This is a genomic window from Streptomyces sp. NPDC017936 (genome assembly GCF_044328485.1).
Taxonomy (GTDB): Bacteria; Actinomycetota; Actinomycetes; order Streptomycetales; family Streptomycetaceae; genus Streptomyces.
The window spans coordinates 43,502-58,606 of the sequence record NZ_JBIRHK010000029.1 but is presented as its reverse complement, the minus strand read 5'-3'; the positions used below and the strand labels follow the sequence as shown (position 1 = coordinate 58,606).

The window sequence follows — 15,105 nt, the reverse complement described above, 5'->3', positions numbered from 1 at the left end:
ACACCTGCGACGACGAGGGCGGTGTGCCGGTCGGCGGGGCGCGGGCGTCCCATCCTCGCACGGGCGGCCGACGGCCGCGCCACCACCCACCCGACGCGCGCATGTCACTCCTGTGCCGTGCGTCGGTCCCGTTCGGCACACGGAACGGGGGAGATTCGGTGACAACGGGTGTGCGCGGGCCGCCGAGTGGAGATCCTGGTGCCCGCACGCACACGGATGTCGACAGCGCGTCACGGGGGAAGTGCGAGAACAGTGGAACGTGCGCAGGAACGGGCCGTCACCGCTCGGCCGGCGGCCGGAGCCGCCCTGGAACTCCTGGTCCACGGCGTGGGCGGGGCCACGCCCGAGAAGATGCTGAACGATCCGCGCACGGTGCGGATCACCGGCGACGACACGGCCGCCGTGTTCCGCCGCGCCGACGACGTGGACGCCGACCACGCCGGTCGCGTCGACGGCTCCGGCCGAGCGGGTCCGGCCGCCACCGCGCCCGGCGGCTCCCGGGACCGGCCCGTCCCCGAGGCCTACGTCTGGTGCAACCTGACCTCCGGCAACGGCACGCGCGCCCTGTGGCTCCTGCTGCTGCCGTTCATGGTCGTCAACCTCGCCCACTGGATGCGCCCCGCGTCGACGGAACGCACCCGCACGGTCCGCCTCCACGGCCTGCTGGTGCGGCTCGCCGGCCTGACCCTGACCGTGCTGTTCGTCGCCGCGGCCTGCGAGGTCGCCCTCGACCTGACGGCCTGGCAGTGCGCGGGCACCCGCGCGTGCGCCGAACGCCACTCCTGGCTGGGCTTCCTGTCCCCCGCGGTCAGGGACGGCGGCTGGTGGACCCAGCCCGGCCGGCGCCTCGCCCTCGCGGCCGCCGTCCCGGCCGCCCTCACCGGCCTCCTGTGGTACCTCTCCCACCGCACCTGGCGGGCCTACGAGTCCCAGGAGCCCCCGAGCGGCAGGACCGAGCCCGAGGACGCGCCCGGTCACACCGCCCTCAGCCACCCCGGGTTCTGGTACGGGCGCCGCCTGGTGGCCCGGCTGCGCGCGGCCCACACCGCCGCCGGCCTGCTCACCGTGGCCGCCGCGGTCGGCACGGCCGCCGCCCGCCAGGACCGCGGGCCGGGCGGCCCCGCCCTCCTCGACGTCCTCGGCCGGCTCCTGGAAGCCGCCCTGGCGGCCGGCGCCCTCGCCACCGTCTGGGTGGTGTGCCGCCGGGGCCGCAGCGAACGCCGTCTCGACCGCGCGCTCGACGCCCGCCTCGTCCGGGGCCTGCCCCTGGCCGCCCTCGCCCTGCTCGCCCTCACCCTGGTGTACGCGGGCTGGCAGCGCCCCGGCTGGGAGTCGGCCGGACGTCTCCCCGGCGACCTGGCCTTCGGCGGGATCGCGCTGGTCCAGGGCGCCCTGGTGATCGCCCTGGCCGTCGTCGCCTCGGCCCTGTACCGCTCCGCCGGCGACCCCGGGAGGCGCACCGCGCTGCACGGCCTGGGCGGACCCGCCGTCGCGATGCTGGCCTGCGCGCTGGGCGGCGTGATGTCCGGCGGCGTCTCCCAGCGCGTCTCCGACTGGCTCGACGGCACCGGCACCTTCCTCCCCGGCCCGCCGGTGCTGCTGACCTGGCAGGCGTCCGTGATCCCGGTCCTGCTCATCGTGCTGCTCGTCCTGGGCGGTCTGCTCGGCCGCGGCGCCCTGCGCCTGGCCCGGGCCGAGCGGGCGACGGTGGCCCGCGACTACGGCGCCGTCCCCGGCGACCCGGCCCGCACCCAGCGCATCGCCCGCGCCCGCGCGCTCGCCACCCTCACCGACCGCGCCCCGCTGCTGGTGGCCGCCACCTCCGCCATGACCCTGCTGCTCGGCGCGGCGGCCCTGATCGGCGCCTTCGCCACGGGCAGGACGCCCAGCCGGGCCGCCGAGGGCGCGCCCCCCTTCGTCCAGGGCGCCGCGCAGACCGGCCAGGCACTCGGCTCCTGGCTGATCGGGCTCGGCTTCCTCCTCTTCGTCACCTGGGGCCGGCGCGCCTACAAGGACGCCTCGGCCCGGCGCACCATCGGCATCCTCTGGGACGTCGGCACCTTCTGGCCGCGTGCCGCCCACCCCTTCTCCCCGCCCTGCTACGCCGAGCGCGCGGTGCCCGACCTGACCTGGCGCGTGGCCGCCTGGACGCGCTCCACCGGCGGCCGCCTGGTGATCTCCGGCCACTCCCAGGGCAGCGTCCTCGCGGCCGCCGCGGCCTGGCAGCTGACGGCGGCCGACCGCGGACGGGTCGCGCTGCTCACCTACGGCTCCCCGATCGAGCGCCTCTACGGACGCTGGTTCCCGGCCCACTTCGGTCCCGACGCGCTGCACGCCCTGCACCAGGAGGTCGACTGCTGGCGCAACCTCCACCGGCTCACCGACCCCATCGGCGGCCCGGTCCGGCTGTCCGGCGACGCCTGCTGTCCCGCGGTCGACCGCGAGCCCCTCGCGGACCCGCTCGCGTACGGCCGCACCGAGGACCACCCGCTGCCCGCGCCGATCCTCGGCCACTCCGACTACCAGGCGGACCCGGCGTTCGCCGAGGAGCGCGAACTGCTGCTGGCGCGGCTGCGGCCGCAGGTCCCGCACCAGCAGTCGCGGACGGGGGAGCCGCGGCGCCCGGCGGCGGACGGCGCCGCGGCCCCGGGGGACGGGAGCGGGTTCGGCTAGGGCAGTTCGGGCAGGTCCTCCGGGTACAGCAGCGTCAGGTCGTCCGTGCTCGGCTCCGCCACCTGCGCCACCCGGCTCGCGTGCCGCTCCACCATCACCTCGAAGGTCCGGCGCGCGGTCCGGCCGTTGCCGAAGGCGGGGCCCTTCGGGATCTCCGTGAAGTACTTCAGCAGCGCCTCGGCGGCGCCCGGCGCGAGCCGGTACTCGTGCTCCTCGGCCTGCTGCTCGACGATCCGCAGCAGCTCCTCGGGGCCGTAGTCGCCGAAGGTGATCGTGCGGGAGAAACGGGACGCCACACCGGGGTTGACGGAGAGGAAGCGCTCCATCTCGGCGGTGTACCCCGCGACGATGACGACCACGGCGTCCCGGTGGTCCTCCATCAGCTTCACGAGCGTGTCGATGGCCTCCTTGCCGAAGTCGCGCCCGGCGTCCTCCGGTGACAGGGCGTAGGCCTCGTCGATGAACAGCACACCGCCGCGGGCCCGTTCGAAGGCCTCCTGGGTGCGGATCGCGGTGGAGCCGATGTGCTCGCCGACCAGGTCGACGCGGGACACCTCGACGAGATGGCCCCGCTCCAGCACGTCCAGCGCGGCGAGGATCTCGCCGTACAGACGCGCGACCGTCGTCTTGCCGGTGCCGGGGGAGCCCGTGAAGACCAGGTGGCGCTTGACGGACGCGGCCTTCAGCCCCGCCCGCTGCCGGCGCCGGCCCACCTCGATCATGTCGGTCAGCGCCCGCACCTCGCGCTTGACGCTCTCCAGGCCGACCAGCGCGTCGAGTTCGCCGAGGACGTCCTTCGAGGTCCGCTCCGGCCGCTGCGGTCCCGCGCCGGCCGACGGCGCCGCGGGTACGTCTCCCCGCTGCTCGGGCACCCCGCCGAGGACTCCTGCCCCGGGAGTCGTCTGCACGGCCGTCTCCCGTTCCGCCGACGGCGGGGTGAGCAGGCTCGCGCTCTCGTCGCTCGTGCAGTCCTCGACGACGGGGCCCGACCCGGCCCCGGCGTCCGCACCGCCGTCCGCGAACTCGTAACCCCCGCGTGCGCAGCGCGCGGTGCGGCACTTGCGCAGCGTCGTCCGGCAACCGTCTATCACGTGGAAGCCGTAGCCGTTGCTGTTCGTCACCCGGCAGTTCAGGAAGCTGCCGCGGCCTCCGGCCGAGACGTAGACACCGGCCTCGGCGGACGCGTCGACGGTGCAGCGCTCCACGGTGGGGTCCGCGCCCTTGGTGACGATCACACCGGTCTGGAGGGTCTCCAGGGTGCAGTTGCTGAGGGTGCCGCCGCTGCCGTGGTCACGGAACCAGGCGCCCGTCGCGGCCTCCCGGATCCGGCACTCGTCGAGCTTGGCGGTCGCGCCGTCGCTCACCGACACGGCCGTGTTGCGCACCTGGTACAGGTCGCTGTCGACGACGTCCGCGCGGGAGCCGCGGTCCAGGACGAACAGCGCGTCCGGCACGTCGTGCACCCGGCAGGAGTCCAGCACCATGGTGGCGCCGTCGCTGACCCACAGGGCCGGGTAGTCGCCGGTGCTGCCGAAGATCTCGCACTGGTTGGCGTCCACATGGGTGCCCGGGTCCCACACCGACAGGCCGTTGCGCCCGAACTGACGCACCGTCGTGCGCGTCAGCGTGAGAACGGCGCGCGAGCGCAGGTCGATCGCGTTCTCCGGGATGTCGTGGATGCGGCAGTCGGCCAGGGTGAGCACGGCGTCCGTGTCGAGGGTGACCCCGTCGGCCGTGGTGCTGTGGACCTCGCAGTCGGTCAGGTGCGCGGTGGCCCGGGCGGTGATCTGCACACCGGTGCCGCGGACCTCGTGGACCTCGCACCCCACCGCCTCCAGCGCGGAATTGTCGCCGGTGGCGCTCAGGCCGGCGCCCGAGGCGTGGTGCACCCGGCAGCGCTCCAGGCGGGGGTGGGCGCCCCCGCGCACCGCGACGCCGGCCTGTCCGGCCGCGACGACCTCGCACTCCTCGAAGACACCGCCGCCGCCGTCGACCACGGCGATGCCGACGCCGGCCGGGTTGTCCACCGAGCACCGGCGGACCGTCGGACGGGCGTCGCCGCGCACCTCGACGCCGGCCGCCGACCGGGTGACGATCCGCAGGTCCAGCAGTTCGGGCGTGCCCTCCTCGACGAGCACCGCGGGCGCGGCCGCGTCCTGGCCCTCCACGTGCAGGTCCTGGACGACGGCCGAGGCGCGCACGGTGAGCGGCACGCCGTCCGCGGGCGCGATGCGCACGGCACCGGGGAGCCCCTCGGGACCGCGCAGGGTCACGGCCCGCTCCACGACGAGGTTCTCCCGGTAGGTGCCGGGAGCGATGGTGAGGACGTCGCCCTCGGCCGCGGCCTCCAGGGCGGCGGCGAGCGATGCGTACTCACCCGTGCGGCGCCGCCACCGCGATGCGCCGGTGTGCGTCACCTGGACCGTGCCCTGTGCCATGGCGTTGTCGTGCCCCCACCTCGGTCGTGCTGATGGCTCGTTCGCCGCGGGGGCGCCACAGCGGCACCCCGGCGGCTCCCTCGCGCGCGGGTCGATGCCGACCTGGGCCGGCCGGTCCACCGTAGCGTGCGCACGGGCCGTGGACCGACCAGAGACGCGACGCTGTCAGCTCCCGGTGCCGGTACGTCCCCAATCCGGCCCCGCACGGTCCCATGCCTGGTCCCAACGGGCGTAACGACGGCGGACCATGTGCCGGACGATCATTCTGCGGACGCCCTCGACGACGCCGGCGGTGAACAGGGCGGCGCCGAAACCGGCGAGGACGGCGTGTGTCGTCGCCGTGGCGGAGTCGAGCGGGCGGGCCACCGGACGGCCGTGCGTGTCCGTCCACATCCCGAAGCGGTCCCCGGGACGGGGGGACTTCAGGTCCGCCAGGACCGCGGCGTGGTGCGCGGTGCCGTCCGGCGCGGTCCAGCCGGCGATCACCCGGGTGCGCGCGTCCCGCCCGCCGGCGCTCTCGGGATCGGCCTCGGGCACCGGACCGTCCAGCTTCCGCACGACGGTGGCCGTGACCTGATGCCGCGCCGCGCGCTGCTCGCGGACCGACTCCTGCAACGCGTCCTGGGCCACGGCGCCGACGAGCGCGCCCACGGCGGGCGCCACCAGGAGGACGAGCAGCAGCGCCGACAGGGCGACCCACCCCTCCACCAGGTCCGTCGTGCGGCGCAGCGGATTGTGCCGCCAGCGCCGGAGACCGCCGATCGCGTGCACCGTCCCACCCCCTTCCGCTCCGGGACGCCGCCCTGTCGGGCCGTGCGCGCGGGGGACCGGTCGCAGAGAGCGGCGTCCCGCGCGCCCGCGGCCTCGCACGGGCGTCTCGTCGGAGCGAACGACCCGGGCACGCACCGTGGTTCCCGCGCGGCGCCGGGCCGGGGGAGGTCGGCCGGAACTACTCGACCGTGACCGGATCGCCGACCCGGATCGTGCCGCGGGACAGGGGCACCAGGTTCTGGCCGAAGACCAGCCTGCCCCCGAGACGGCGGTGCCGGCCCAGGGTGAACAGCGGCTCCCTGCCGCGGTCCGCGGTGGCCTGGTCGGTCGTGGTCACGACGCACCGCCCGCAGGGCTTGGCGACCCGGAAGGACACCTCGCCGATCGTCAGCCGGGTCCAGCCGTCCTCGGCCCACGGCTCGGTGCCCGCCACGACCACGTTGGGCCGGAAACGGTCCATCGGCAGCGGACCCTCGGCGGCGTGCTCGCCCCCGGCGATCAGGGAGTTGAGGGCGTCCAGGGACGAGGCGGCGGTGACCAGCAGCGGATAGCCGTCGGCGAACGCGACCGTCTCGCCGGGCCGTGCGTACTCCGGGTCGACGGGACGGCGTGTCGCGGGGTCGTCCATGTGCACCAGACGGACGTCGGCGCCGAGGTGGGCGCTGCACCACGCGTGCGCGGCCCGGTCGGCGAGGACCCCCTCCACCTTGTCCCGGAAGATCTCCAGCGAGACCGTCTCCACCGGCTCCGGCACCCGCACGGTGAGCGGCTCGAGCCCGGGCGCGGACAGCCGGAGGCCGCCACCGGGCAGGAGCTCGGCGGCGGCCAGCGCGAGGCGCGGCTGCTGGCGTTGCGTGACGACCTTTCCCCCGTCGTCGATCAGCGCCCAGCGTCGGTCTCCGGCCAGCCCCCAGGGCTCCACGACGGCCTCCCGGGGCGACAGGCCCCGGAACGCCTTGACCGGATGAACGTGGATCGACAGCAGTCGCGCAGTGCCCATGGGGTCATCCTGCCAGGCGGCGCGGACGACCCCACCGGGCCGGCTCAGTAGCCGCGGTACTGCTGGTTGTTGTACGGATCCTGGTACTGGGGGGCGGCGGGCCGGGGAGCCGCGGGGCGCATCGCCTCGTAGCCCATGGCGGGCGCCGCCGGGCGCGGCTGCTGCACCTGCGGACCGGGATAGCCGCGCGGCGCGGTGGCCTGCGGCGGGATGTAGGCCGCCGGGGCCTGCTGCAGCGGGGCGGGCTGCTGCGCCTGCGGGTAGCCGTAGGAGGGCTGGGACGGGGCCGCCGGGAGGGCGGGCAGCGCCGAGGGCAGCGCGGGCAGGCTGCTGCCCGGCGTGGCGTACTCGGCGGGGACCCGGATCGGGGCGATCTGCGGGGTGCCCCGCTCGGCCACGAGCGAGTCGTAGATCGGGGTGTCCGGGAAGGAGGCGGAGTAGTAGCCGCCGCCATAAGTGGAGCGGGGGGAGGTCATGGCACATAAGTTAAGCCCACGATGTGCTGGTTGGGGAGACCGATAAGAGGGTTGTTTTCCGTGTCCGGGGTGACGCGGGATCCCCAATGCGAGCGAACGTGGGAAAAAAGGGCGGCAATCGCCGCCCGGATCGGGTAAAAGCCAAGCTCCGGGAGGGTTACCGGCGGTTGGGCGAAGGTGTTTCCGCCTCCCGGATGTGAGTTCGTCGCCCGGCCGCATAGGTTGAGCGGTGGAAAACCCGATGGGTGCCGAGGCGAGCGGCCCGGCGCGGGATCATGTGATGGGGGCGCGGACATGTCAATGTCGAAGGGATCCAACACGCCGGTGCCGACCACGGCGCTCCGGGTCGAGGTGGGCTGGCGCTCGGGGCCGGGCGTGCCCGACGCGGACGCCTCGGCGCTGCTGCTCGTCGGGGGAAAGGTCCGGTCCGACGCCGACTTCGTCTTCTACAACCAGGCGGAGCACTCCTCCGGCGCGGTCCGCCACGAGGGCAAGCGGAACGCCGCGGGGCAGGTGACCGACAGCCTCCTCGTCGACCTCGCGCGCGTGGAGCCCTCGATCGAGACCGTCGTCCTGGCCGCCTCGGCCGACGGCGGCACCTTCGGGCAGGTGCCGGACCTCCGCATCGAGGTGCGGGACGCGGCGCGCGACACCGTGGTCGCCCGCTTCGACAGCACCGGCGCCACCGTCGAGACCGCTTTCGTGCTGGGCGAGTTCTACCGCCGCCAGGGCGCCTGGAAGTTCCGGGCCGTCGGACAGGGCTACGGCAGCGGCCTGGAGGGCCTGGCCACGGACTTCGGCATCACCGTCGACGAGCCCCAGCACACGGCGCCCCCGGCGACCGCCGCGCCCACGCCTCCGCCCCCGCCCCCGGCGCCGCCCGCCACGGTGCCCCCGCCGGTCCACCACTCCGCCCCGCCCCCGCCCCCGCCGCCGGCACCGCCCGCCGCGCCGGTCCGCCTCACCAAGGTGACGCTCACCAAGGCCGCCCCCTCGGTGTCGCTGACCAAACAGGGCGGAACCTCGGGCGTCATGCGCGTGAACCTCAACTGGGAGGTGCGCAAGCAGTTCTCCGGGTGGGGCAGCAAGCGCGGCCGCGCGGTCGCGCTGCACAACGACCTCGACCTCGACCTGTGCGCCCTGTTCGAACTGGCCGACGGCCGCAAGGGCGTCGTCCAGTCCCTCGGCAACGCCTTCGGCGCCCTGCACCACCCGCCGTACATCCACCTCGACGGCGACGACCGGACCGGCGCCTCGGCCGCCGGCGAGAACCTCACCGTCAACCTCGACCACAAGAACGACTTCCGGCGCATCCTCGTCTTCGTGACCGTCTACGAGGGCGCCCGCTCCTTCGCCGACCTGCACGCCACGGTCACCCTGCAGCCCCAGTACGGCGCCCCGATCGACTTCTCCCTCGACGAGTGCACCGTCCCCTCGACCGTGTGCGCGCTCGCGCTGATCACGAACCAGGGCGGCGACCTCGTCGTCCAGCGCGAGGCCCGCTACCTGGTCCCGCAGCGTGGCGTGAGCCCGCAGCGGACCGTCGACCACGCCTACGGCTGGGGCATGAACTGGACCCCCGGCCGCAAGTAGGCCCGCCTCGGAGGACGAGGGCGCTCAGCCCTCGTCGGCCACCGCGTCCGGACGCGCGTAGGTGCGGCCCTTCCAGGCCGCGCCCCGCCCCCGGTGGTGCAGCACCGCGGAGTCCACCGTCATCAGGAGATAGAGGAACGCGGTGAACGGCAGCAGCGGAGCCTGCCACGGCGGTCGGCCGTAGTAACGGAGCATCGGGACGTACGTGCCCGTCATCACGAGCCAGGCGGCGCCGCCGAGGCCCGCCGCGGCCGCGTCGCCCAGGACCGGCCCGGCGAGGAGGGCCGCCGGCGGCACCAGGTAGACCACGGCCAGCCCCAGCACCGTGCCCGCCAGCACCACCGGATGGTGCCGCAGCTGGGCGTAGGCGCTGCGCGAGACCATCCGCCACAGGTCGCGCAGCCCCGGATACGGGCGCACGCTGTCCACGCCCTCGGCCAGCCCGAGCCAGATCCGGCCGCCGCTCGCCTTCACGGCCCGCGCGAGGGCCACGTCGTCGATGACGGCGTGCCGGACGGCCTCCGGGACGCGGGCCCGCTCGGCGGCGTCCGCGCGCAGCAGCACGCAGCCGCCCGCCGCGGCCGCCGTGCGCGATCCGGGCCGGCCGATCCGGCGGAACGGGTACAGCTGCGCGAAGAAATAGACGAAGGCCGGCACGATCAGCCGCTCCCACGGCGTCTCCACCCGCAGCCGCGCCATCTGGGAGACGACGTCGAAGCCGCCGGTGCGCGCGGCCGCCACCAGCCGGCGCAGACTGTCGGGCGCGTGCGCGATGTCGGCGTCCGTGAGCAGGAGGTACTCGGGGTCACGCGCGCGTGCCAGGCCGATGCCGTGCCGCACCGCCCACAGCTTCCCGGTCCAGCCGGCGGGCGGCTCGCCCGGCGAGCCCACCGTCAGCGGCAGCCCGCCGTGCCGCCGCGCGAGCGCGCGGGCCAGCTCCCCGGTGCCGTCGCTGCTGCCGTCGTCGACGAGGAAGACCTCCGCGCGTCCCGGATAGTCCTGCGCGAGCAGCGACGGCAGGCTCGCGGGGAGCACGGCCGCCTCGTCGCGCGCGGGGACGACGACACCCACCGACGGCCACTCCCGCGGCTCCCGGCGCGGCGGCAGCCGCACGTCCGTGCGCCAGAAGAAGCCCTGGCAGAGCAGCAGCCACAACCAGGCGGCGAGGGACACGGCGGCGGTCCACGCGAAGGCGCTCACGCGCGCAGTCTGCCCCACCGGGCCGGGCGCCGAGGGCGCATCGTCTAAGGTGGCCGGGTGAAGATCGCGCTCATGGACTCCGGAATCGGGCTGCTGGCGGCCACCGCCGCGGTACGGCGCCTGCGCCCCGACGCCGATCTCGTGCTGTCCCTGGACCCCGACGGCATGCCCTGGGGACCGCGCACTCCCGAGGACCTCACCGCGCGCGCGGTGGCCGTCGCCGAGGCCGCCGCCGCCCACCGCCCCGAGGCGCTCATCGTCGGCTGCAACACGGCCACCGTGCACGCCCTGCCCACCCTGCGCGCCCGCCTGGAGCCGGACATCCCGGTGATCGGCACCGTCCCCGCGATCAAGCCGGCCGCGGCCGGCGGCGGCCCCGTCGCGATCTGGGCCACGCCCGCCACCACCGGCAGCCCCTACCAGCGCGGACTCATCGAGGAGTTCGCCGACGGCGTCACCGTCGCCGAGGTGCCCTGCTGGGGCCTGGCCGAAGCGGTGGAGCACGCGGACGAGACGGCGATCGACGCCGCCGTCGCGGCGGCCGCCGCGCTGACCCCCGAGGACGTGACGACCGTCGTCCTGGGCTGCACCCACTACGAACTCGTCGCCGAACGCATCCGCGCCGCCGTGCAGCGCGCCGGCCGGCCCCCGCTCGTCCTGCACGGCTCGGCCGGTGCCGTGGCCGCACAGGCCCTGCGCCGCGTCGGCGCCCGCCCCGAGCCCGCGGCGGCGACCACCGGCACGGTGACCGTGCTGCTCAGCGGCCGCGAAGGCGTGCTTCCGGCGCCCGCCCTCGCCTACGCGGAGGGCCGGCTCCTCCGGGCGGCCAGCCCCGTCCGGTGACCGCCCGCCGCCGGCCGGCCGCGCGCACCCCGTTGTCCTCCGGCCGGCGCAGTCACCCTGTGCGACCCGGTACCGGCGGAGCGAAACCTGAGTAACCTCATCGATATGAGGGACCACCACCCCCGTGACGAGAACGCCCCGCACCCCGACGTCTGGCACGGACGCGCCACCAACCGCTTCCAGTGGCTGCTCGCCCTCGCCGGAGCCGCCTGCGTGGCGCTCGGCATCGAGCTGGCGGTCGACTCCGCGTGGGCGTCCGGTGTCGCGCCGCTGGTCATGTCCGTCGTCGGCTGCATCGCCGCCGGACTGCTGGTCCTCTTCGGCACCCTCGCCTTCGTCCACGTCGACCTCAAGCTCGACAAGGAGTGCCTGGAGATCCGCTGCGGCCACATCGGCCTGCCGCGCCGCCGGATCCCGCTGGCCCACGTCGCCGGAGCCGACTTCGAACCGCACGTGACCCCGCGCCACTGGGGCGGCTGGGGCTACCGCTGGCGGCCGGAGAAGGGCACCGCGGTCGTCGTGCGGCGCGGCGAGGGCGTGGTGCTGCGGCTCTGGGACGGCCACACGTTCACCATCACCGTGGACGACGCCGAGTCGGCCGTACGGGTCATCAGGGCCCGGCTGCGGCAGAGCACGCCCGGCACGGCGCACTGACCTCAGGCGGCCGGGCGGTCGTCGCGCGGGCGCAGCCCCCGCTCGAACCTCGCCGGCACCTCGGCCGCCGCCGGTTCCACGGCGAGCGGACGGGCCGTGGCGAGGCCGGCCAGCAGGCCCGCGCCGACCGGCACGGTGGTGAAGCTCAGCGCGTTGCCGACCGCGGCGACCGCCGCCAGCGCCGTGAGGGCGGCACCCGCCGTGAGCACGACCGGCGTCGGCCGTGGGGCGCGCCACAGGGCGAACAGCACCCAGCAGAAGGCCGCCACCAGCAGCAGCACACCGACGGCACCCTGCTCCGCGGCCATCTGCAGCGGAGCGGAGTGCGGCTTGCCGTCGGACGGGGCCGACCGCGAGGCGGCCGTCGCGCTCAGCTCCCCGAAGCGCCCGGGACCGATGCCGAGGACGATGTCGTCCCCGGCCAGCCGCAGGGCGTCGCGCCACAGGCCGACCCGGTGCGCGGTCAGCCGGTCCTCCAGGGACGCGGCGAGCCCACCGGGCACCGCGTTCCCGGCGGTCGCCCAGGTCAGGCCCGTCACGGCGGCCGCCGCCAGGGCCAGTGCGGCGAGGCCCGCCCCCCGCTGCCGCACGCGGCCGGCCGCCAGGGAGCACAGCAGCACGCCGCAGCAGGCGACCACCGCCGTCGTCGACCCCAGGGCCGCCCCGGCCACCGCGACGCCGCCGGCCAGCACCCCCAGCGCGAACCGCAGGACGGGCCCCCGCGCGGCCCACGCCGCGCAGCACGCGGCCCCGGCCGACAGGGTGAGCACCGCGGCCGTGGCGCCCGCCCGGCCCGGAGGCGCGGCGATCTCGGGCCCCGGGGCGAGCCGGGGCAGGGCCACCGTCAGGGCGAGCCCGGCCAGCGCCGCCGCGCACGGCGCGGCGACCGGCAGGAGCACCCCGAAGATCCGCCCCGACGCGTATCCGGCGGACACGGCCAGCACCGCGAGCAGGACGCCCTCGGGCCGTCCGTCACCCGCGGCGGCGGTGATCAGCGACCAGGCGGCGCAGGCGCCGAGCACCACCACGCCCACCGCGTCCGAAACGTTTCGTCTTTCCCCGTCGTCCGCGTCCTGGCCGACCGCGGACGTTGTCCCCGTGGACCTCACGCGTCCCCCCGAACCCGGTCTCCCCGCGACCGTGACCCGCCCCGGCCGCCCCGCGCGACAGGAGCTCTCGCACACCGTAACGGCTGACGGCCGGTTCGGGGACGAGTCGCACCGGATCGGGCAGGGCGCCCGGGCCGGACCGGTGCACGGACCGTGCTGTCGGCCGGAAGGCCACCCCACGTACACTCCCCGGGTGACCGTCACCGCACCTTCCGTTGGCCCGCAGGACCAGCTGGAGCCTTCGCCCGCGCCGTCGCGCGGCGCCCGGCTCCTGCGTCTCGTCCCGGCCGTCGTAGCGGCGCTCTCCGGAGTCCTGCTGTACCTCAGCTTCCCGCCGCGCACCCTGTGGTGGCTGGCCCTGCCGGCCTTCGCCGGCTTCGGCTGGGTGCTGCGCGGCCGCAGCCGGAAGGCGGCCTTCGGTCTCGGGTACCTCTTCGGCCTCGGCTTCCTGCTGCCCCTGCTGGTGTGGACCGGCGTGGAGGTCGGCCCCGGACCCTGGCTCGCGCTGGTGGCCGTCGAGGCGGTCTTCGTCGCGCTGGTCGGCGTCGGCGTCGCCGCGGTGTCGGCACTGCCGGCCTGGCCGGTGTGGGCGGCCGCGGTCTGGATCGCCGGAGAGGCGGCACGCGCGCGCGTGCCCTTCCGCGGTTTCCCCTGGGGCAAGATCGCCTTCGGGCAGGCGGACGGCGTCTTCCTGCCGCTCGCCGCGGTCGGCGGCACCCCCGTGCTCGGCTTCGCGGTCGTGCTGTGCGGTTTCGGCCTGTGCGAGGTCGTCCGCGTGGGCCTGGACCGGCGGCGCACCGGCGAGGTCCGGCGGCCGGCCGCCGCCCTGGCCCTGCTCAGCCTGGTCCTCCCCGTCGTGGCGGCCGTGGCCGCCCGCCCCCTGGTGAGCGACGAGGCCGAGGACGGCACCGTGACGGTCGCCGTCGTCCAGGGCAACGTCCCCCGGCTCGGCCTGGAGTTCAACGCCCAGCGCCGGGCCGTGCTCGACTACCACGCGCGCGAGACGGAGCGGCTGGCCGCCGAGGTCGCGGCGGGCAAGGTGCCCCGGCCCGACTTCGTGCTGTGGCCCGAGAACTCCTCCGACATCGACCCCTTCGCCTACGCCGACGCCGCCGCCGTCATCGAGAAGGCGGCCGAGGCGATCGGCGTGCCCGTCTCGGTCGGCGGGGTCGTCGAGCGCGACGGCGAGCTCTACAACGAGCAGATCCTGTGGGACCCGGCCAAGGGCCCCACCCAGACCTACGACAAGCGCCAGGTCCAGCCCTTCGGCGAGTACCTCCCGCTGCGCTCGTTCATCGGCGCCGTCAACGAGGACTGGACCTCGATGGTCCGGCAGGACTTCAGCCGGGGGAGCGAGCCGGGCGTGTTCGACATCGGCGGCACCGGGGTCGGCCTCGCCACCTGCTACGAGGCGGCCTTCGACTGGGCCGTGCGCGACACCGTCACCCACGGAGCCCAGATGATCTCCGTGCCCAGCAACAACGCCACCTTCGACCGCAGCGAGATGACCTACCAGCAGCTCGCCATGTCGCGCGTGCGTGCCGTCGAGCACAGCCGGACGGTCACCGTGCCCGTCACCAGCGGGGTCAGCGCGATCATCCTGCCGGACGGGACGATCACCCGGAAGACCGGCATGTTCGTCGCGGACTCCCTGGTCCAGAAGGTGCCGCTGCGGTCCTCGCAGACGCCGGCGACCCGCCTCGGCGTCCTCCCCGAGATCGCCCTGCTGCTGGTCGCCGCGGGCGGCCTGGGCTGGGCGGTCGCCGCGGGACTGCGCGCGCGGCGCGCCTAGGAACCGTCCGGGCGGAATCCGGCCGGGGCGGACCCGTCGTCCGCACCGGCCCGGTTAGGGTCGGGGCATGGCGACTCCTGACTTCATCCGTGAGATCCGCGCCACCGCGGGCCACCAGCTGCTCTGGCTCCCGGGCGTCAGCGCCGTCGTCTTCGACGACGAGGGCAGGGTGCTGCTGGGGCAGCGCGCGGACAACCACCGGTGGACCGTGATCACGGCCATCCCGGAGCCGGGCGAGCAGCCCGCCGACTGCGCCGTGCGGGAGGTGTACGAGGAGGCGGGCGTCCACTGCGTGCCCGAGCGGGTCGTCCTGGTCCGCTCCGGCAGGGAGGTCGAGTACCCGAACGGCGACCGGTGCCGATTCATGGACATCACCTTCCGCTGCCGGGCCGTCGGGGGCGAGGCACGGGTCAACGACGACGAGTCCGTGGCGGTCGGCTGGTTCGACCTGGACTCCCTGCCGGTCATGCGCGAGAGCCAGCTGTTCCGCATCAAGCAGGCCCTCTCCGATGAACCCACATGGTTCGAAACCATGAGTTCTCAATGAAGTATGGGG

The 15,105-nt window shown here is 75.5% G+C and carries 12 protein-coding genes; 6 read left to right on the top strand and 6 right to left on the bottom strand.

The window, feature by feature from the left end; genetic code table 11:
* The first annotated feature begins 252 nt into the window (after positions 1-252).
* On the top strand, positions 253-2,673 hold the full coding sequence (locus ACH4F6_RS38470; protein ID WP_397965239.1) for a hypothetical protein: 2,421 nt from the start codon (positions 253-255) through the stop codon (positions 2,671-2,673).
* Here ACH4F6_RS38470 and ACH4F6_RS38465 read toward each other — a convergent pair.
* From ACH4F6_RS38465 to ACH4F6_RS38450, 4 genes are all read right to left on the bottom strand, one after another.
* Positions 2,670-5,111, bottom strand: coding sequence for a right-handed parallel beta-helix repeat-containing protein (locus ACH4F6_RS38465; RefSeq protein ID WP_397965237.1), 2,442 nt, complete (start codon positions 5,109-5,111; stop codon positions 2,670-2,672). The genes ACH4F6_RS38470 and ACH4F6_RS38465 overlap by 4 nt on opposite strands.
* Positions 5,112-5,276: 165 nt before the next feature.
* A complete protein-coding gene (locus tag ACH4F6_RS38460) occupies positions 5,277-5,882 on the bottom strand; it encodes a hypothetical protein (RefSeq protein WP_397965236.1) in 606 nt (201 codons plus the stop codon).
* Positions 5,883-6,060: 178 nt separating this feature from the next.
* Positions 6,061-6,882, bottom strand: coding sequence for an MOSC domain-containing protein (locus tag ACH4F6_RS38455; RefSeq protein ID WP_397965233.1), 822 nt, complete (start codon positions 6,880-6,882; stop codon positions 6,061-6,063).
* A gap of 44 nt (positions 6,883-6,926) precedes the next feature.
* Positions 6,927-7,358: a DUF6643 family protein gene (locus ACH4F6_RS38450; RefSeq protein ID WP_397965231.1), complete on the bottom strand. Its 432-nt coding sequence runs from the start codon at positions 7,356-7,358 to the stop codon at positions 6,927-6,929.
* Between the two features lie 300 nt (positions 7,359-7,658).
* Between ACH4F6_RS38450 and ACH4F6_RS38445 the strand changes: the two genes are divergently transcribed.
* A complete protein-coding gene (locus ACH4F6_RS38445) occupies positions 7,659-8,951 on the top strand; it encodes a TerD family protein (RefSeq protein ID WP_397965229.1) in 1,293 nt (430 codons plus the stop codon).
* Positions 8,952-8,975: 24 nt separating this feature from the next.
* Here ACH4F6_RS38445 and ACH4F6_RS38440 read toward each other — a convergent pair whose 3' ends face one another.
* A complete protein-coding gene (locus ACH4F6_RS38440) occupies positions 8,976-10,169 on the bottom strand; it encodes a glycosyltransferase (RefSeq protein ID WP_397965227.1) in 1,194 nt (397 codons plus the stop codon).
* Positions 10,170-10,208: 39 nt separating this feature from the next.
* Between ACH4F6_RS38440 and ACH4F6_RS38435 the strand changes: the two genes are divergently transcribed.
* Both ACH4F6_RS38435 and ACH4F6_RS38430 read left to right on the top strand, forming a co-directional pair.
* Positions 10,209-10,994, top strand: coding sequence for a glutamate racemase (locus ACH4F6_RS38435; protein WP_397965226.1), 786 nt, complete (start codon positions 10,209-10,211; stop codon positions 10,992-10,994).
* 105 nt (positions 10,995-11,099) lie between these two features.
* Entirely contained in the window at positions 11,100-11,648 is a 549-nt protein-coding gene (locus ACH4F6_RS38430; protein ID WP_397965224.1) for a hypothetical protein, read from the top strand.
* A 2-nt stretch (positions 11,649-11,650) separates the two neighbouring features.
* Here the strand turns inward: ACH4F6_RS38430 and ACH4F6_RS38425 are convergent, their stop codons facing one another.
* Entirely contained in the window at positions 11,651-12,676 is a 1,026-nt protein-coding gene (locus tag ACH4F6_RS38425) for an O-antigen ligase family protein (RefSeq protein ID WP_397965269.1), read from the bottom strand.
* Between the two features lie 274 nt (positions 12,677-12,950).
* Between ACH4F6_RS38425 and lnt the strand changes: the two genes are divergently transcribed.
* Complete coding sequence (lnt, locus tag ACH4F6_RS38420; RefSeq protein ID WP_397965221.1) at positions 12,951-14,549, top strand: apolipoprotein N-acyltransferase; 1,599 nt, start codon at positions 12,951-12,953, stop codon at positions 14,547-14,549.
* Between the two features lie 67 nt (positions 14,550-14,616).
* Positions 14,617-15,096, top strand: a complete 480-nt coding sequence (locus ACH4F6_RS38415) for an NUDIX hydrolase (protein WP_397965220.1) — start codon at positions 14,617-14,619, stop codon at positions 15,094-15,096.
* Positions 15,097-15,105 lie beyond the last annotated feature (9 nt).